Genomic DNA, 19,354 nt, shown 5'->3' on the forward strand with positions numbered 1-19,354 from the left:
TCACTCCTCCACGTTCTCGGGTGTCGGCAGTTCGCCCGGCGGGACGATCTCACACTCAGGAAGATCCCGGAGTACCTCTTCAGGACCCGGTGGTGCGTAGACCGCGAGCAGTAACAACGGTTCCCAGCTGGTGTTGACCGTTCCGTGTTCGACGCCTTCAGGAACGAACACCATCTCGCCGGCCGAGATATCGCGTGTCTGATCGGCGACCTCTTGTTCACCCTCGCCCTGGATGACGAAGAGGATCTCGTCGCTGTCAGGGTGCGAGTGGCGCTCATGGCCCTTTCCGGGTTCGAGTTTGACGACGCCAGCGCTGAAGCGCTCGCCACCCGTCACGTCAGGCGTGCTCAGCCACTTCAGGACGCCCCAATCGAAGAGCTGACTTTCGACGTCATCAGGAGTGATGAAGTATTCGCTATCAGTCATCTTCGAGACTAATCTCCTTGAATTCGCGGGCCTGTGCTTCGATTGCCTCCTCAGTTGGGAGGCGTTCGATGCTCGACGCACCGAAGAATCCGACGACACCCTCGGTGTGTTCCAGTACGTACTGGGCATCGTCGGGCCATGCGATCGGGCCGCCGTGACAGATCACCAGTACGTCCTGGTTTACCTCTTTTGCGGCGTCGTGATGAGCTTGAACGCGCTCGGCTGCGGCATCGAGATCTAGTGCCGTCTCGGCACCAATATCCCCAGATGTAGTCAGTCCCATATGTGAGACGACCACGTCCGCTCCGGCCTCGGTCATCTCGCGAGCCTGCTCCTCGCTGAAGACGTATGGGCAGGTGAGCATTCCTTGCTCGGCCGCTTCTTGGATCATGTCGACTTCCTTGTCGTAGCCCATCCCCGTTTCCTCGAGATTCTGTCTGAACCCGCTGTCCTCGTCGATGAGACCCACCGTCGGGAAGTTCTGGACGCCCGAGAACCCACGTCGTTTCAGGCTCTCGATGAACACATCCATCTGTCGGAACGGGTCGGTCCCGTTGACGCCGGCGAGAACTGGCGTGTCCTTGACGACTGGAAGCACTTCGTGGCCCATCTCGACGACGATCTCGTTGGCGTCACCGTAAGGAAGGAGGCCAGCCAGCGACCCCCGACCGTTCATCCGATAGTGACCGGAATTGTAGATGATCAGTAGATCGACGCCACCGCGCTCGGCGAACTTCGCCGAGATACCGGTCCCTGCACCTGCGCCGATGATCGGATCGCCGCCCGATACTGTTTCCTGAAGTCGATCAAGGGACTCCTGCCGTGTGAATTCCATACGTCAGATAGAACCATTTCATAATATAGTAATTAATTTTTTGATGATTACGAGGAGTTACCACGACACATAATATTACTTCTGGGCATAGAAACCATCGTCAAACCCAATCGTGGATGGCTCTGCGACTGCGTTGGACACCCAGATCTTCGAGTACTTCGATGGTATTCGACAGTGACAATGCCACAACGTGCGATTGAATGCCCAACGCCATCGCCGACTCGGGTGTCCGCTCGCGTTCCTCAAAACCCAACTCAATCCAGTCTCTATGCCCACTGAGGCGGCTGATTTCTGGCATAGGTACCAAGAAATCAGTCTGCATCACTTTTCACGCTCAACTAAACACGACGGACTCCGCTGTCCATAAAAATATCACAGACAGCTATTTCGCTACGGAAGTGGAGGCGCGACAGTAGTTGATCGATCAGTACAGCTATAGTAACGATTGAAACGAGTTACACACCTGATCGCACGACGGCAGTGCGATCAGGTGTGCATTGATTTTCAATGGCTACTATAATTTCAATCCTGTTACCGGCGATATTTCGATGTGTGCCACTAACCCGCGGTTCCGACTGCTAAAGAACTACGACTCCGATAACATCAAACACTGTAGTACGGTACTCGAAAGTGAAAACCATGCTAGTCCGGTATTACTGTCGAGAGGATAGATCATGGTGTGCTCCCACTCGAAACGTACAGTGCTGTCAACGCGGAATGGCTGATTTTCCTCTCCCCAGAACTCGCGAGTCGTGCACAATTTGGCTGGACGATTACTGTTCACATCCTCTTTGCCGCGCTCTCGGTCGGGCTGGCACCGTTCATCATCTATTTCACCTGGAAAGACGTCTGGACCGACGATGAACGGTTCAGTCGGTTGCGCTCTTTCTGGGTGACGGTCTTCGCAGTCGGCTTCGTGATGGGTACGGTAACAGGCATCCCCATGAGCTTCCAGTTTGGGACAAACTTCCCGCGGTTTGCGACAATCGCTGGCGAATTGATCGGTGGTCCGCTGGCCTTTGAGGCGAAGATGGCGTTTTTCCTCGAAGCCGTCTTCCTCGGCATCTTGCTTTTCGGACGTGAGCGGGTGAGCGACCGAACGTATGTCCTCTCGTCGGTGCTGGTCGGGATCGGTGCATGGCTGTCGGCGTTCTGGATTCTAGTGGTCAACGCCTGGATGCAGACACCTCAAGGCTATGATACGATAACCCAGAACGGAATGCGGGTCGCCAGGCTGACCGACCCGGTAGCTGCCTTTCTCACGCCGCGACTCCCGTGGATGTACGTCCACATGGTCAACGCCTCCGTCATCTCTGTCGCATTGCTGGTCGGTGGTGTCTCGGCGTACTTGGTCTGGAAGACCCACGACTCGACGGCCTGGCAAGCCTCTCTAAAGATCGCGGTCCTGTTATTGCTGGTTACAGCACCACTGCAGGCCGTTCACGGTGATGCCTACGGTCGCCACGTCGCGGACACCCAGCCCCAGAAGTTCGCCGCTATGGAGGCCCACTACGAGACTGGACAGGCCGACCTTCACCTACTCGCGTTTCCGAAAGATCTCAGTGCGCTGACCGACCCACACGCGGAAAACCTCTACACCGTCAGTCTACCTGGCCTCGGTTCCTACCTCGCCACCGGCGGTGACCCTGACGCTGAGGTACTCGGGTTGAACGAGTACGAACACAACCCCCCGGTGGCGCTGGTGTTCTGGTCGTTCCGGTTTATGGTCGGACTCGGCTTCCTTTTCATCGGTCTCGCAATGTGGGGAGGGTCCCTCACATACAGAGACAAACTCGCCGACAGCGACCGATTCCTGAAGGCGATGATGGCCGCGACGCCACTGGGGTACGCCGCCTTGCTCACCGGTTGGTACGTCACAGAGATCGGTCGGCAGCCGTGGGTCATTCAGGGCGAATTGAAGACCAGTGATGCAGTCTCGCAGTCGCTGACCGCCGGGGAAGCGATGGCGACGCTGGCAGTGTTTCTCATCGTGTATGTTGGGCTAATTGCCGCGGCTCTCCTCGTCTTACGGTGGCTCGTGAGAGAGGAACTGCAGGACCTCGGCGTTCTTGCCCCGTCGCAGGAAACCGGACACGGACGCATTCCGTGGGTGGGTGGCGATGACTGAGTTGCTCTCCGTGGATCGCTACCTCCTTGACGCGCTCCCAGAGGTGTGGTTTGGCGTCGTCATGTTCGCGCTGGCAATGTACGTGGTTCTCGACGGATTCGACTTCGGCATCGGTATGCTGTACGCCACTCGGAGCGACGAAGACGACAGGGAGACACTCCTGTCGGTGTTTGGGCCGGTCTGGGACGCCAACGAGGTGTGGCTGGTCGCCTTCGGAACAATGTTGTTAGCCGCGTTCCCGAGCGTGTACTCTCGGTTGCTCGCTGACAACTATCTGCTCGTTATCGGGTTTGTTCTCGCGCTGTTGTTCCGGGGCATAGCACCGGAACTGCGCGAGCAATGCGAGGACGATCGGTGGCAACGGATGTGTGACGCTTCTTTCGTCGGGGGCAGCACGCTCGCACCACTGCTGTTTGGCGTCCTCGCCGGGCGCTGGATCTTCGATGTTCCGACGCTGTCGGTGCCGGCGCTCTTGACAGGTGTCGGACTGACCACGGTATCAGTCGTCACGGGCGCGGCTTTCATCTCGGCCAAGACTGGCTCCTCCCTTGCCGCCGACCTGCGCAGGTACGGTATCGCCGGAACGGTATCATATCTCGGTGGTGTCGCCATCCTTCTGACGACTGTCGTCGTGACAGACGCCGGCGGCACAGCTGACGCCGTTCTCTCTGTCCCGATTGCTGTGGTAGTCGCTCTCTCTGCCCTCTCAGGCCTGGCTGGGATAGGCTTCGCTCGCCGCGAGCAGTATCGGCGATGGCTCGTGAGTGCGCTAACTCTTCCCGCGCTGTTGAGCCTCCTCGTTGCGCTTCTGCTGTACCCAGTTATCTACCCTGCGACCGGACTGACCGTCCGAGAGGCCGTCGTCTCACCACTCGCGCTCAACCTTGTCACCGTGATGGGGCTGCCGGTGCTACTGCTCGTGCTCTGGTATTTCAAGTTCCTCTATGGCGTCTTCAGCGGACCCGTTGTCGACGAATCCTATGGTCCTTGACCAAGCCGAGACCGCCGCTACAGTAAGCAAGGTGAGTCTCCTCTGGGCTTGCTTCTGACCTCACGCCGCTTCTAGATTCGGCAATAGTTTCAGCCGGAGTGTCAGGGGCAATACCTGGCGTTCGAGCGCTCAGTCCGACTGGACTGGAGCGTCGAGTTGTTCGGTGCGTTCGCCAGAGTCGGGCTCAGCCAAATAATCTCCGTCCGCCGGAAGGAGTCGACGTTTCGAGTTAAAGACGACAATGAGGCTACTGATCGCCATCATAACGGCGGCGATCAACGGTGTGATCACACCGGTTATCGCCAATGGGAGTGCAATCGCGTTGTAGCCGGCCGCCCAGACGAGGTTCTGTTTGATCCGGCCTCGAGTTTCACTCGCCAACTCGAAGACCTCTGGAACGGCGTCGAGACGGTCGTCAAGCACTACCGCATCGGCCGCCTCGATCGCCAGATCGGTGCCGCTCGAGACTGCGATCCCGAGGTCGGCGCTAGCGAGTGCGGGCGCGTCGTTCGTTCCGTCGCCGATCATTGTCGTCGTCCCGCGCTCGCGGAGTCCCTGGACGATCACTTCCTTCGACTCGGGGCGCACGCCTGCGAAGACGTGATCAACTGCGGGATGGTTTGCAAACGTCTCAGTCATCCGCTCGTCGTCGCCAGTCAGCACGACGATATCCCGATCCGCGGCCGCGGTCTCGGAAACCACGCGTTCCCAACTCTCACGGGGCGTATCTTGGACTGTAACGACTCCTTTGACGGCCCCCTCCCAAGCAACCGCCGTTGGATGAGTACCCGACTCGTAAGCGTCCGTGACAGCTGCCTCGATTTCCGTGGGGATTGTCCACTCGTCAGTATCGAATGAGCCCGGGTGGCCCAAAACGACGCGAGTATCGTCGACAAGTGCTGACACGGTACGGTCGGCGCTCTCGAAACTCGACACCGATCGCGTGGTCGGCGGGGCAGCCTCGTCAATGGCAGCGGCGATTGGGTGGCTTGACCGACGTTCGACGGCGGCCGCCATCGCGAGCACTTCGTCGGGATCGTCGCCAACGACGTCCACAAGCTCCATCTCCCCAGTGGTGAGCGTCCCAGTCTTGTCGAATACGACGACCGAAGAGTCGTCGATCCGTTCAAGCACTGTCTCGTTGAGAATGAGCATGCGATTGTCGGTGGCATCGCGGGTGGCCGCTGCGAGAGCGAGCGGAGTAGCGATGCCGAGCGAGCATGGGCACGAGACTACTAGCACGGCGACCCCGGCCATTATAGCTGTGTTCGGGTCGTTACCAAGGACGAACCAGCCGGTGGCGGTCAGCGCGGCAAGTCCGAGTACGAATGGAACGAACAGTACCGCAAAGCGGTTGACAATATGTTGCACACCCGTGGCAGAACTCTTGACGTTCCAGAGGAGTTCGACGAGGCGATCCATCGTGCTAGTTTTTTCGGGACCAACTTCAACGATAATCGCATTGTCAGTAAGGATCGACCCGCCGAGGACACTGTCCCCGACCGATTTTCGTTGCGGGAGAGATTCACCCGTGATAAGTGCCTCATCAATCGCGGCAGTCCCGTCGACGATCTGGCCGTCGACCGGGATCCGCTCGCCGGGTTTGACTAACAGCCGGTCGCCAGGCTCACACTTCGCAATTTCGATGGTTTCACTGGTCTCACTGTCGTCGTCGAGTCGGCGGGCCTCATCGACGCGTGAATCCGTGAGGTCGGCACGGTTACCGAGTGCAGCGTGTTTGACCTGTGACTCCAGATGATTGCCGATAGTGACGATCGCGAGCACCATCACTGCGACGTCGAAGTACGGGTCACGCCCGCCCGTGAGGTAGGTTGCCAGCGAGTAGAGATACGCTGCAAGTACCGCGATAGCTATCAACACGTCCATGTTCGGGCGACCGACTCTCAGGCTCACGTAGGCCCCACGGAAGACCGGGTATCCAAGTCCAACGAGTATGAGTGTGCTCCAGACAATTAGTGGCCAGAACACCATCGCCTCGACAGTGCTCCCATAGAGGAAACTCTCGGGATAGATGCCGAGATACACCGGGTATATGAACAGGACGTAGAGAACCAACACAGGCATCATCAGAACTGCCGCGAGCACCGCACGGTATTTGCCGAACTCGACGCGTGAACGTAGTGAGTCGTTCTCTTCGTCAGGACCGTGAGCTTGGTAGCCCAGTCGACTGAGTGCCGCAGCGATCGCGTTTCGATCGATGCAGTCAGGATCGTACACCACCTGTGCCATTTCAGTCGCGTAACTCGCACGCGCCTCGTGAACGCCTTCCTCCTCTTCGGCAAGGAGTTCAATGAATCCCTCGCAAGTCTGACAGTGCATCCCGTCAATCGAGAGGTAGGCTGTTTCGGCACCCTCGGGGCCATCGGGCCTGGTCTCCTCGGCCTCGACACGGTCACGGACGGCCGCAATCGAAAGGTCGACATCCTCACCGTCGTCAACTAACTGTGCGACCTCTAAACAGCCTCGACAGCAGAACTCGCCGTCAATGTCATCGTTGGTAATCGGGTCTTTGACGGGGAGGTCACAGAGTGTACAGGTGGACATATTACGCAACCGCCTCCGATTCGGCGATCGGTTGATAGTACGGGATATCTGGTAACGGAAGCATGACGCCAAACCGCATAAGTCCCATCGCTACCAGTATGTATCCGAGCCCAACGAACAATACACCGAGTCCGTAATGGACTACCTGCCGCTGGCGGGTGCTCACTGATTGGATAACCGTTCCGTAGAGAAACACACTGGGGATCGTCCCGACCCCGAGCGCACCGAGCGAGAGGAGGCCATATACGGGTGAGCCCTGGGCAAACGCGTACAGGAATGCCGGATAGAGAAGCATACACGGCAACAACCCATGAAGCGCGCCGAGGCCGATAATGCCGATACCGTTGACCCAGCGGTCGACCCGTCTTGAAATGACTGTGTAGGTTCGCGCGAATAGTGAGCCGAACCCAGTACCGGCAACAACTCCTTCAACGGCTCCTTGTTGGTAGCCGGCTAACCGGGTGAGTCCCATAACCATAATTGCTACGCCAATGCAGATTCCGACGACACCCTGAGCTGGCCGGAGAAATCCAGCGAGCCCGATGGTTCCGTACAGTAGCGCGCCGGCAGCTCCGAAGACGCATCCGATGATGGCGTAGCTCACCGTCCGGCCGAGGTTGAACAGTGTGTGCTGACGCACCTCATAGAGTGTGAGTGCGCTCGCCCACCGGTCCTGGGTTTCCATACGCTCGGCATAGGTTGCAACGAGCGGGCCGCACATTCCAAGACAGTGTGCACCTCCGAAAAGGCCAATCATGAAAAACACGACCAGTCCGTAGCCACTTGTGATGCTGATCTCACTCAGCTGTACTAGAACTGCTGATATCATATCCAAGGCTGGCAAGGCCAGCATAGATTAGGGTGTACCAATCGTCGTGTGTAGTGGGTTTCGGTTCAGGCCGTGGCTTCGATCGTTAAGAACTACATCCAAGAACGTGGAATTACAGTGATTGTGAGGCGAAAACCCACGACTTCAGTCGTGGGATGAAGCCGACAACTTGGCCACTCCTCCCGCCACCTCCGTGATGAGTTCGACTTCGGATTGCCGTCGCTGTGGACGCGCTCGCACCTCGCCTCAATTGCGGGCGACGTGTCCAGCGAGTTCATCGAGGAGTATATCGACGCCCAAGCAGGTGAGTCGTCACGCAACGGACCGTCTCAACCACGGAAGTTTGTCAGTAGTTGAGACTTACAGTCTCAATGCATACGAAATGAGATTCAAGGGAATCTTGGCTGGAATAACTGTTCAATCTGGATGCGAACTACCCAGAAGGGCACTGTCTAGTTCTGGACGACCTCAGCTGGCGTTCGTCCGTCGAGTTCTTGGTTGGGTCGTTCGTGGTTGTAGTGGTGTCTGAAGCGTCGTAGCCACTGTTTCGCGCTGGATTGACTGTCCCTCCAGAAGGAGTGAAAGCGGTCGATTCGCACGGTCACAGTCTGGAACCACTTTTCGAAGTGGTTCCGGATTCGATAGTCGAGCCGACCGCTCAAATCGTGACGCGAGAGGGCAGTCAGATAGCCGCCAGCATCAACGAGAAACACTGTCTCGGCAACATCGTGTTTCTGAGTGAGCCGGTGCAGGAACGCCGCCGCGGGGTCAGTCCCGCAGCGGCTGAACACGTCAACTTCGAGAAGTAACTTTGGTTCAGTGTCGACAGCGGCGTACAACCACTTTTTCTCCCCATCGATCTCGATTTGTTTCTCATCGACCGCGACCCGCGACGGCTCCGCCGTCGGCGGGTCGCTCTGTGCTTCAGCCAGTGTATGCACCCAATTCCAGACCGCCCCGTGAGAGCGATCGACACCCAGCAAGTCCCAGATAGCGACCGTCTTCCTGATCGACAGCCCCGCAGTATGGAGACGCACCCCAAACCGGCGGACGGGTGCGGGGTGCGCTCATTCTCCCAAACGTCTTGGCTGTCCTCATCTAACGTTCCTCTGAGGAGGTCTGCGAGTTGCATGGACACTTCTCGCTACGACCTCCTCGCTTCTCAAACTCGCTCAACTAGACAGTGCCTTTGGGGGTGTTATTTGGATTTCTCTATCAAACGATTCGTAGCTCCCCTGTACTGCTCATTAGCGGAGCAGACCCACCAATTTCGTGGAACTACCGTCGGCTACCCAGTCCACCCGTCGATCTCAACCTGTGTACTGTCTGCCGGAGCATCGTCCGCTGTCCTCGCAGCTGAGTCAAACGGGGGCTCGACGAGACGCGGCACTTCATCGTCGTATGTCCGGTCAGGGCGTTTCACACAGTCGAGCGTGATGATAGGACTGCACTCACTACAAGAGTGCGTTGCCCCGTCGAAGCCGTTGATACTCACCGACTAGGAAATAACGCTCGCGAGCCGATACGTCTCCGCTGCTGGCTGGCGAGTACTGGCAGACTGGCAGCCAACAGCCCCGCAGACATCGCAGGTGACGAGATGGTCTCGATCTGCCTCGTGGAAGAGCGAAGCGGCCTGCTCGACGTTGTCGCGGTCCTGAAGCGTACACTCCCGGCAAATCGTGAACCAGAACACGCCGTCTTCTCGCCCCACTTCGTCGGACAACCGGACATACGTGTACGCCTCGCCGGAGATATCGGCTGTCCTGTCTCCACAGAACCGACAGTACTCAGCCGTTGCCTTGGGCTGGATTTCGGTCACTGAGACCTCCGTGCAAGTGTTGACTGCTCGCGAGCAGTGTCCACAGGACAGAGAAAGCGCCACTTGTATCGCTCACGAATCGGCTTGTACTCTCGGTTGCTTCAGTTTGAGCTGCAAATCGAAAGATTTGAGAAGGAAAGCAAGCAAAAGTACAAGAATATCGGCAATTACAAGACCAATTTAACCAGAAATACGAGCGGATAGAAGAAATAGAAACACGCCTTTGGAAATACGAGAACCCGAATACATCGTCCAGTAAGCAACAGTCGGGGGCTGATGCTCACCGATTCGTCAAGGTGATCCCTGATCTGGAGCCCCCAGAAGTCACCCAGGACAACCGCCACTGCTACCAGTGCAACTCTTGTGGGACAGAAACCGTTGCGACACACCCTGACTGCCCCAAATGAGTGGTAGTTCGCGGTGAGCGTACTCTCCCAAGCAGCACTTTATCCGAACGATCACCGCCGCTCTTTCCGGAAGATTGCTGATAGCTTTGAGCAACTGCACTGGTTAGTAACCCTCAGGTGTGTCCGTGTGGTACGCGACCGAACGCGCTGGTCGCTGCGAATACGAACAGATTCATATCTCCACTGAACGTGACAGGTGCAGCCACGATCCCGATTGCGGTGATGTCGGTGGTATCGGCTCGGTTACGAACAGCACCACAGGACGGTTATCAGCCCGAACACTACCAACATGCTATAGTAGCCATTGAAAATCAATGCACACCTGATCGCACGACGGCAGTGCGATCAGTGTGTACATCGTTTCAATTGTTACTATAGTCGGCGGATCGGGCATCGTTATTGAGTTGTCACTCCTGAAAGACTTATACTTGCCCGACGGTGCCCTCTCTCTATTTCGTTATCGAAAAAGGGAGTATTTCCTCAGAGTACGTCAGAAACGAGGCAACGGACTATTCGAAGTTGATGAGCGGTTTGATAATGTCGTCTTCTTTCGTTTCCACGAGGGGGAACGCTTCTTGCCAGCGTTGCGTTCGGGTTCCCGGCATGTGCCACCCCGAAGACGACCGACGTAAACAGCGTGGCAAGTCCGACCGCAGCCGTACCCCGAACCCGCTCGAACCACGTACGTTCCTCTGTGATGTTGGTGATGAGATATCCCCGAAATAGGAGCTCCTCGTAGACGCCCACGGCGACGAACGTGACGAATCGCCTGTGGTACCAGATGTAGCAGCCTATCGTTCTCAACGCGGATCCCGCCCTGAATCGCCCCTCTGGTTAAACGACACCCTGCTTCTGTACTCGACACTGACCACTAAGTCGTCCCCCGGTGTACACCCCGTAACTAATGGTTGTCTCCGCTTCGACGAACACCGAATCCTGGTATTCACGGGGGCTAAGTCAGATATACGACGCCCTTGACGCCGATTCAGATGGTCTCTCAACCGAGGACGCTGAAAGCCGGCGCTCTGAACACGGCTCAAATCGCCTGCCGAAGACAAAGCCGGTCACCGTGTGGCAAATCTTCCTCCGTCAGTTCAAAAACCCACTCATCTACATTCTCGCCACCGCGGCAATTGTCTCGTTTGCCATCGGTGAGGAGACTGACGCTGGATTCATCGCCCTGGTGCTGTTGATCAACGCGCTCGTCGGCGGTATCCAAGAATGGCGTGCAGAACGCAGCAGTCAGGCACTGCAGCAACTCATCAGGACCCGGGCGACGGTCATTCGAGATGGTGAGACACGCGACATCGATGGAGAAGAGGTCGTCCCTGGTGATATCGTGCTTCTAGAATCTGGGTACCGTGTTCCTGCGGACATTCGACTCGTTTCTACACATGGTCTAGAGATCGACGAGTCGCCACTCACCGGCGAATCAGCCCCCGTCCTGAAAGACGAAGAGTGGGCAGGCGACGACCGGGCCTCACTCGGAGATCGGCGCAATATGGCCTACGCGGGAACGGTGGTCAACCGTGGGCGGGGGCGCGGTGTCGTCGTCGAAACCGGTGCCGATACGGTTGTCGGCCGATTGGCCGAGGACGTCACGGCCGTTGAGGGCGGACAGCCTCCCCTCGTGACGCGTATGGAGCGATTTACCCGCATTGTCGGCCTCGTCGTACTCGCCGCCGCGGCAATCACCGCCCTCCTCGGAATCTTCGTCCAGCAGTACGACGCCGTCGAAATGTTCCTGTTCGCCGTTGCGTTAGCCGTGTCGGCGATCCCTGAAGGGCTCCCCGTGGGAATCACTGTCGCGCTAGGCGTCGCCAGCCGGAGAATGGCAAAGGTAGGCGTCATCGTCCGTCGTCTAGTGGCTGTGGAAGGACTGGGAAGTTGTACGATGATTGCGTCGGATAAGACGGGAACGCTGACTGCAAACGAATTGACGGTCAAACAGGCTCAAATCCCCGATGGAAGGACGTTTGAGGTGACCGGCGAGGGGTATGCCCCGGAAGGGAGTGTCCTCAGAGACGGGCACCCTCCGGAGCCTCATCTCGCAAACGAGTTGTCTCGTCTCGCCCGCGCATCTGTGCTCTGTAACGAAGGGCACCTGTCCCGACGCGACGACGAGTGGACGTGGCGCGGTGACCCGACCGACATCGCGCTTCTCGCGTTCGGTCACAAGCTGGGGTGGTCCCGCGAGGCGGCGCTCGACGCGAACCCACAGATTGACGAGATCCCTTTCGAACCCGAACAGCGCTATGCGGCGACATTTCATGAAACCCGTGACCAGGAACAGGTATTCGTCAAGGGTGCGCCCGAGCGCGTTCTGGAGATGTGTTCGGATGCAAGCGAGGGCGACTTTTCGCGGCAAGAACTGCAACAGCAGGCGACCGAGATGGCTCACGAGGGATATCGCGTGCTTGCCGTCGCCGAAGGAACGCTGGAGACTACCGAGGATCTCGGCCAGCCCCCGTCAGAACCGACCGGGTTGACGTTTCTCGGGTTTATCGGGATGATCGACCCGCTCCGATCCGGTGTCGAGGAGGCGATTACGTCAGCACAGCAGGCTGGCATCACTGTCACAATGATTACGGGAGATCATCGAGAGACGGCCCTTGCTATCGCCCGTGCCCTCGGACTGGCCGAGTCTCCGGAGGAGGTCACCACCGGAACCGAGCTCATGGACGCCTCCCAAGAACAGCTTGTGGAAATCATAGAAACGACGCGGGTGTTTGCACGCGTCTCGCCCGATCAAAAACTCAGAATCGTCGAAGCTGCCCGGGGTATGGGACACTACGTCGCCGTCACGGGTGACGGTGTCAACGACGCACCGGCGCTTCGGCAGGCGAATATCGGTATCGCTATGGGACAGATGGGGACCGACGTGGCCCGGGATGCGGCCGAACTCGTGATCAGCGACGACAACTTTGCGACGATAGTCGCGGGCATCGAACAGGGCCGGATCGCGTTCGACAACATCCGCAAGATCATTTTCCTGCTCATCTCCACCGGCGCTGGAGAAGTTACACTCGTCCTGTTGAGCTTAGCGGCCGGACTACCACTCCCGCTGGTGCCCGTCCAGATTCTCTGGTTGAACCTCGTCACGAACGGGATTCAGGACGTCGCCCTGGCATTCGAACCCAAGGAAGGAGACGTGTTGAATCGGCCACCACGCTCTCCTGACGAGCGAATCTTCAATCAAATCATGATCGAACGGACACTCGTCGCCGCGATGGTGATCGGTGTGATCGGGTTCGGGACGTTCATTTGGTTACTGGAGCAGGGGCTTTCGGAGGCGGCTGTCCGCAATCACCTGCTCCTGCTGGTCGTCCTGTTCCAAATGGTCAATATCGGCAATGCCCGCTCCGAGACGGCCTCTCTGTTCCGTCTATCACCGTTGCAGAGCCCCATCTTGCTTACCGGGACGATTACTGCGTTCTTGATCCACCTCGGAGCGATGTACTTTCCGCCCGCTCAGGCAGTCCTTGGAACCGCACCTGTCAGTCTGGAACAGTGGCTCGTTCTCGGTGGGATTGCCCTGACCATCGCCGTCGCTATCGAGCTGCACAAACTGAGCTGGAAGATGCGGTACCCTAAGCGCTCGGAGAGAGCGTCACAGACCTCTTCGCAAACTCGCGAGAAGGAGGCGTAGAGCGGGAAATCTGGCAGACCCTCAGTCGCGCTCTCCGCCACGAAGCGGGCTTTCTCCTGTGAATTCTCGCTTAATTAAGCGACAGCATCCCAGCGTTCACGCCGGGGAGGACGTTATCTCCGAGCAGCCCGATTCATTCCGAGGAGGGGACGCATTCAGTTATAAAATCCCGGCGGGAGACCAGTGTGTCGAACGCCGGTCCATTCCTCGATCTGGAACTCGTATATCTGTGTTTCAAGCGAGTCACTCGCGGTCTCGAACAGTTCCGGGCGCCACGTTGGCGTCGTCGTCTCGTCGAGTTCACCACGTCTGTCTTCCGGGAGTTTCTGAATCGTCCCGATGAGTCCGACGCTCTCCCAGTTAAACGCTGTCTCCGCACTGTACACGAGGAATGCCGCCGACTCTGCCTGGTTGGCCAACTCCATTTTCCGACTTCCGTTGTCTCCGATGAAGTAGAAGTAGAGACGCCCCCCTCCATTATACCCGTAGGTCATCGGAATCAGGTAGGGTTCGACGTCTGTTGGGAGTCCCAGCGTTCCCATACTCTGGCTAGAGAGAAACCCCTCTACCTCCTCGTCGGTCATCTTGTGCAACCCGAAGTCGGTGAGTTCGTCGATAGTCATTCCATATCAGAGTATGCTATCGAGTGACATAATTCCGTGTGCTGTCTCATAGTTTCCCGATAGACAACAGATGGAGGCGTCTGCTATAGTAGCCATTGGAAATCAATGCACACTTGATCGCATGGCAGCAGTGCGATCAGTGTGTAAATCGTTTAATTGTTACTATAACTGCTCGGTCACCCGCTGGCGAGGGCCTCGACGGTGACCTGACCTGTCTCCGGCGTCTCGTCGATCAGGACGGCGGCCTGGCCCTCAATTATCGGTTCGCCGTCCTCGTTGAGCACGTCCGTCGTGAGCTGGTATTTGTTCCTGCCGAGGTCCTCGACAACCTCACAGACTGCGGTAAGGCGAACATCGATGTCGGCCGGTTTTAGGAACGAGAGGTCCTGTGAGATGTATATAGTTACACCGGGGAAACGAGCCAACGCAGCACTGATCAATCCACCGACAAGCGTCCCGTGGACGATTCGCCGGCCGAACCGCGTCTGGCTGGCGTACTCCTCGTCGAGATGAAGCCGGTTTGTGTCGCCACTGGCGGCAGCGAAGGTCCTCACGTCTTGTTCGCTGATCGTCTTCGAAAACTCGACTCTGTCACCGACGTTGACGTGGTGGTCGTCGAGTCCCGTACCCTCAACGTCCCAGTCGTTTTTTTCGTAAGCAGTCTCCTGATGTCGGTAGTAGTTGGCAGTCTGTTGTTCGTGGCCTTCGATTTCCCGCCGCTGGAGGATTTGCGGGACGTGACGGACGATATCGTCAGTGCTGACCAGCCCAACTAGCTCGTCTCCATCGAAGACGACCAACCGGGCGATATCATGCTCAAACATTGTTTCGACCGCGGCGCCGAGGGTGGCGCTCGCATCGACCGAAACAACGTGGGTTGACATAAACTCCGAAAGCGAGCGCTCTTCCGGGCTCGACTCCTCGCTGAGGAGTCGCACGAAGTCGTCGCTGGTGACGATGCCGAGGACCTCTCCGTCCTCGACGACGACTAGTGACCCGATTGAGCCCGCGTGACACCGGCCGGCGGCAGTACTGGCAGTTGTTTCAGGCGACGCCGTCTCGACCGGACTGCTCATCACGTCGTTGACGCGAATTGGGAACGCCATGGTTGCACGTCGGTTCGACGTGACAAGAGGTTATCTGACGAAGAGATACCAACCGATAACAGCTGTACGTATGTTATTACTAAAAGGAATAGAAAAGTAAAGAAATGGAATAAAAGGTGTATCTAACCGAGATCAAATAGTTATAATTACGCATGTATTATATACAAAATAACGCCCTTCAGATTGAATACTGGTGCTTTGTTTAAAGATTTAATTGATCAGTGTTATTCTTCGTGCTTGATTCTGGTATCCAAGAGCTTCAATTTGTTCTTCTCGAAACCAACGAGGGCACCAATCTGTCGCCCGTGGTGACGACCTTTGGGAGGTTATAATGTGCCTTATCGACATCATCGGTAATCGAACTAGAGTGCATAAGTTAGAGTGAAAACGAGAGATATTAACAATAAAAACCCGAGTTTGGAAATAAAATCTCAATTTTATGAACTAAAGGGTTGCAAATACAAGATAAAGATACCAATCTGACTGAATAGAGGATTAAGTCTTGGAAAGTGGACGACATCCACGAGACGGCAGCCCGCAATGCGATATCCGAGTGAGCCAGTGCAGTGACGAAGACCGAAGCTCAGATCGAGATAGGACTCAGATAGCGATAGGCGTCGTCGATGGTACTGATCGTCCGGAATGCCGCTGCCACGGAGGGCTTCTCGTCGACCGAATCCATGTCGCCGACACGGGATCGTAGTTCGGTGACCACCAGCGCCCCCACGGTAGGCTCTGCGGCGACGAACCGGTCGATCGCCTCCTGGGAGTCCGCGGCGGCGAGAAAGAGCGCGCAGATCTCCTCAGCCGCCGATTCCGTTTCGGAGTCCACCACGTCCAGCGCCAGCAGTGCCTCGGTCGCCTCCATACGCACCCACGGATCCTCGTCTTCGAGACGGGCCTCTAAGTTCTCGACGGCGGGGCGAACCTCGTCGGGGTGGGTCCGTCCGACCGCCGTGAGTGCCCTGGCCGCAGAACGACGGCGTTCGATCCTCGACGCGTCGAGGCTGGCGGTAAGGTCATCGATGGCGGGCACGACCGCCTCCGGGTGGGCTTGTGCAATCGTCTCTAGCTCACGGGTGATCGATTCGTATATGGGTTCGAACGTGGTGTTTCCAGCACCTTCTTCGTCGAAGATGCTCTGGAGTGTCGAGGCGATACGGGGTGCCTCGCGTGGGAAGGTCACACCCAGCCGCCCGAGCGCCAGTGTGATGGATGTCTGTTCACCCCTGGGACCGGGTCCGACGAACGCAGCGGGTGGCGACAGCAATGCGAGGATGCCGTCGATGACGGGTCGAACCGCATCCGGGCGCGTCTCCGCGAGCGAAGCGAGCGCACTGGCCGCGCTGGAACGGACCGTCCAGCTGTCGTCGCCCAGACACGCCCGGAAGTCATCGATGGAAGGACGGTCCGCATCCGGATGCGTTTCCGCGAGAGAGCCGAGCCGCAGGACCGCTTTGGACCGTACTTTCGGGACGTCGTCGTCCAGGCACGCCTCGAAATCGTCGAACGGCGGGGTGATAGCTTCGGGTCGCTCTGCGGCGATCTCCCCCAGAACGGCCAGTGTGTGTTCCCGGACCCACGCCTCGCCGTCGTCGAGACGGACCCGGAGATCGTCGACGAGCGGCACGAACAGTTCGGCGTGGTGCTTGCACAGTTCCCTGAGGGCGAACAGTGCCTCTCTCCGGGTCGACTCGTGGGCGTCGTGGAGCCGCTCCCGAAGGGTGTCGACGGCGGGGCGGAGCACTGCCGGGTTCTGCTCGCGACCGACGTCCGAGAGGCTCTCGGCGGCGGGTTCGCGGACTCGCCTGGGCTGGTCGAAACAGTGCCCCAGCAACACGTCGACGGCCGCCTCGGTTCGTTCCTCGTCGACGATGCCGACCGAACGAATGCCAGACATGGCGACGTCTCGGTCCCTGGCGTCTTCGGTCGCGAGCAACTCCCGCAACGCCTCGAATTCGGCATCGCCCGCCCGCCCGTCCTCGAAAGCGGCGACCAATTCCGTCACTCTCTCCGTCGTTCCAGTGGTCTCGCGAAAATCGTTCCCCATGCTTCTTGATTGAAACAGGCCACTCACGGTAATAGATCTCTGGATTCCACACGACGACCCGATACCACCTACGACCAGTGTGATTATATTCACAGCTACCGTACCAAAACGAAATGGATGACGAGTCGGTCGAAGCCGCACACGCCTAAAACCCCGAAACCTACGAGGACGAGCGGTTCGGGACATTCGAGAAGAAGGCGACTGTCTGTACTCGGTGATTATCTCGGTCTTGTGCGAGTTGACGGCGCCCACGGCCTCGTGCGTGAGCTCGCCGAGAGTACACTCCACGAGGGTGACGACCGGCGTGTGATCCCGGTCGATCGGTCGAGATCGTCGGCTCACCGTCAGGAGTTCTGTCCGCTTGATGCGCTGCTCGTGTTTCGCTGCGTTGTTCCGAAGCCATTGTCAATCGGGGGCATGTGATGCGCCCCGCCACCATCTCGCGGGGGAAACAGACACACCGAAACGCACCCGTCCATCTCATACACTAAAACTGATAGGTTCGCGAGTCCACTCTCCCTGTGACATCCCCTCAGCCGAAGAGAACCGGCGGCCTTCGCACACAGCATATTGCCTCTCTCTTTGGACGAAAACCGCGATCTGCAAGCCGAAATGACACCCTCAAATAGCAGATGAGCCGTGTCGTACCGATTTGAGCGCGTAGAAGGCATCCCGAGAAATCCCGTGATAATGCTGTAGTTTCAGAAATTGCTCGACGGGGATTCAGAAGGAATGATTTCTACTCAGCAACGGACTTTTGAAAGTCTCTGCCGGTGATAGGTTTCACCGGCCGTGTTGAATACAGGATGCGAGTACAGCATGTGATTTTTCCAAGGCGTTGACAATGCAATCCCTCAGTACAGTGTCTGTAATACTCACTCTGTTCGCGCAGTCTGGCCAGAGCAGCGCTGACTGGCTACCTCACCGGGTTCACCACGGGGAGCCGACCCGAGGAGATTATCCGGCGAAGGAGGACGCCGACACGAATAAAGTCGGTTACCCACACAGTTGTCACATTTGGAAATTCCAACTCAAACTGGCTATCGGTGGATATTTTGAAATTAGAATGTGATTTCAGTGCCGGTAGACGCGGAGATGTTTGAAAATTTCAATCGATCTCCCGGTTATCCTTGATCGGTGACCGACCCGTCGTCGGTGCCGTCATCCTGCCGCGCGCCGGGCCCCGACTGTGGATAGAAGTGGTCCCATGACTGGACTTGTGTCTCGGAGATGATTTCGGAGCTGGTGATTGTCATGCCCACGTCCGCCAGTTCGTTGCGGATCTCTTCGATTTCCCTAACCGTGCCGGCGACGACCTCGACGTGGACATTCCGTTCGCCCCCAAGCAACTCGCGGGTGGTTACCACACCGCGAATATCGAGGATCTGATCGGCCAACGAGTCAAGCTTATTCGGATTGACTGTACAGACGAACATGACGTGGAGGGGGTAGCCCGCTTCCTCGTAGTTGATCTCGGGGTGGTAGCCCCGGATTACGCCCTTCCCCTCGAGCTTGTCGAGGCGATTTCGGACCGTCGTGGAGGTCACATCCACCCTCTCACCGATCTCCGTATCGGTCTGGCGGGCATTGAGCTGAAGTTGGTGCAAGATGCTCCGGTCCACGTCGTCGAGTGGGGAATCGTCCATGCGATGTCCTTGGACGGGGCGACTGAAAAGTCCGCATGGGCCCATCACGAGCAAGAGAGCAACCACGGCCGTCTCTATCCGAATCACGACGATCTCGTCAACAAAGGACTGCTCGAGAAGGGTGAACTCGACAAGCGGACGAGCGTATACACAGTCACACAGCGTGGTAAGCGTGAAATAGAGGCACGACAGGAGTGGGAAAGCCAGTATTTGGAGAGCAAAGAATCGGTTCCTGCGTAGCACCCACCGGTCTGTCGGAAGCGATGGTCATCCCGAAGGA

The 19,354-nt window shown here is 57.6% G+C and carries 11 protein-coding genes and 7 pseudogenes; 6 read left to right on the forward strand and 12 right to left on the reverse strand.

Features of this window, described 5'->3' with window-relative positions:
• The 3 genes and pseudogenes from HAH_RS17165 to HAH_RS17175 form a co-directional block, all read right to left on the reverse strand.
• A complete protein-coding gene (locus HAH_RS17165; RefSeq protein WP_014030968.1) occupies positions 1-426 on the reverse strand; it encodes a cupin domain-containing protein in 426 nt (141 codons plus the stop codon).
• Positions 419-1,261: a phosphoenolpyruvate hydrolase family protein gene (locus HAH_RS17170; RefSeq protein ID WP_014030969.1), complete on the reverse strand. Its 843-nt coding sequence runs from the start codon at positions 1,259-1,261 to the stop codon at positions 419-421. Before HAH_RS17170 ends, HAH_RS17165 begins: the two co-directional genes overlap by 8 nt.
• Positions 1,262-1,364: 103 nt before the next feature.
• Positions 1,365-1,559: pseudogene (locus HAH_RS17175) on the reverse strand (IS6 family transposase); the annotation flags it as partial.
• Positions 1,560-1,940: 381 nt separating this feature from the next.
• Between HAH_RS17175 and HAH_RS17180 the strand changes: the two are divergent.
• A complete protein-coding gene (locus tag HAH_RS17180) occupies positions 1,941-3,389 on the forward strand; it encodes a cytochrome ubiquinol oxidase subunit I (protein WP_014030971.1) in 1,449 nt (482 codons plus the stop codon).
• Complete coding sequence (locus HAH_RS17185; RefSeq protein ID WP_023842943.1) at positions 3,382-4,380, forward strand: cytochrome d ubiquinol oxidase subunit II; 999 nt, start codon at positions 3,382-3,384, stop codon at positions 4,378-4,380. Before HAH_RS17180 ends, HAH_RS17185 begins: the two co-directional genes overlap by 8 nt.
• Positions 4,381-4,509: 129 nt before the next feature.
• On the opposite strand, the gene HAH_RS17190 is transcribed toward HAH_RS17185, so the two are convergent.
• Positions 4,510-6,945, reverse strand: coding sequence for a heavy metal translocating P-type ATPase (locus HAH_RS17190; protein ID WP_014030973.1), 2,436 nt, complete (start codon positions 6,943-6,945; stop codon positions 4,510-4,512).
• 1 nt (position 6,946) lies between these two features.
• Positions 6,947-7,774 (reverse strand): sulfite exporter TauE/SafE family protein, encoded by an 828-nt coding sequence (locus HAH_RS17195; protein ID WP_044952693.1) that lies wholly within the window; start codon positions 7,772-7,774, stop codon positions 6,947-6,949.
• Between the two features lie 171 nt (positions 7,775-7,945).
• On the opposite strand from HAH_RS17195, the pseudogene HAH_RS19350 reads away from it, so the two are divergent.
• A pseudogene (locus HAH_RS19350) lies at positions 7,946-8,131 on the forward strand (hypothetical protein); the annotation flags it as partial.
• A 95-nt stretch (positions 8,132-8,226) separates the two neighbouring features.
• Here the strand turns inward: HAH_RS19350 and HAH_RS17200 are convergent.
• Together HAH_RS17200 and HAH_RS20435 are read right to left on the reverse strand one after the other, a co-directional pair.
• Positions 8,227-8,906, reverse strand: a pseudogene (locus HAH_RS17200) (IS6 family transposase).
• Positions 8,907-9,062: 156 nt separating this feature from the next.
• A pseudogene (locus HAH_RS20435) lies at positions 9,063-9,593 on the reverse strand (hypothetical protein).
• Positions 9,594-9,704: 111 nt separating this feature from the next.
• On the opposite strand from HAH_RS20435, the pseudogene HAH_RS20210 reads away from it, so the two are divergent.
• Positions 9,705-10,173 (forward strand): annotated as a pseudogene (locus tag HAH_RS20210) (hypothetical protein); the annotation flags it as partial.
• Positions 10,174-10,651: 478 nt separating this feature from the next.
• On the opposite strand, the pseudogene HAH_RS20525 reads toward HAH_RS20210, so the two are convergent.
• A pseudogene (locus tag HAH_RS20525) lies at positions 10,652-10,747 on the reverse strand (hypothetical protein); the annotation flags it as partial.
• 157 nt (positions 10,748-10,904) lie between these two features.
• Here HAH_RS20525 and HAH_RS17210 point away from each other — a divergent pair.
• On the forward strand, positions 10,905-13,649 hold the full coding sequence (locus HAH_RS17210; RefSeq protein ID WP_014030978.1) for a cation-translocating P-type ATPase: 2,745 nt from the start codon (positions 10,905-10,907) through the stop codon (positions 13,647-13,649).
• Positions 13,650-13,804: 155 nt separating this feature from the next.
• On the opposite strand, the gene HAH_RS17215 is transcribed toward HAH_RS17210, so the two are convergent.
• From HAH_RS17215 to HAH_RS17230, 4 genes are all read right to left on the reverse strand, one after another.
• Positions 13,805-14,272: a pyridoxamine 5'-phosphate oxidase family protein gene (locus HAH_RS17215; RefSeq protein ID WP_014030979.1), complete on the reverse strand. Its 468-nt coding sequence runs from the start codon at positions 14,270-14,272 to the stop codon at positions 13,805-13,807.
• 176 nt (positions 14,273-14,448) lie between these two features.
• Positions 14,449-15,378, reverse strand: coding sequence for a CBS domain-containing protein (locus HAH_RS17220; protein ID WP_014030980.1), 930 nt, complete (start codon positions 15,376-15,378; stop codon positions 14,449-14,451).
• Between the two features lie 583 nt (positions 15,379-15,961).
• A complete protein-coding gene (locus tag HAH_RS19655; RefSeq protein ID WP_014030981.1) occupies positions 15,962-17,428 on the reverse strand; it encodes a HEAT repeat domain-containing protein in 1,467 nt (488 codons plus the stop codon).
• 1,124 nt (positions 17,429-18,552) lie between these two features.
• The gene (locus HAH_RS17230; RefSeq protein ID WP_023842947.1) at positions 18,553-19,074 is read right to left on the reverse strand and encodes an Lrp/AsnC family transcriptional regulator; all 522 of its coding nucleotides are present in this window, start codon (positions 19,072-19,074) and stop codon (positions 18,553-18,555) included.
• 42 nt (positions 19,075-19,116) lie between these two features.
• Between HAH_RS17230 and HAH_RS17235 the strand changes: the two are divergent.
• A pseudogene (locus HAH_RS17235) lies at positions 19,117-19,314 on the forward strand (helix-turn-helix transcriptional regulator); the annotation flags it as partial.
• Positions 19,315-19,354 lie beyond the last annotated feature (40 nt).

This window comes from Haloarcula hispanica ATCC 33960 (assembly GCF_000223905.1).
Classification (GTDB): Archaea; Halobacteriota; Halobacteria; order Halobacteriales; family Haloarculaceae; genus Haloarcula; species Haloarcula hispanica.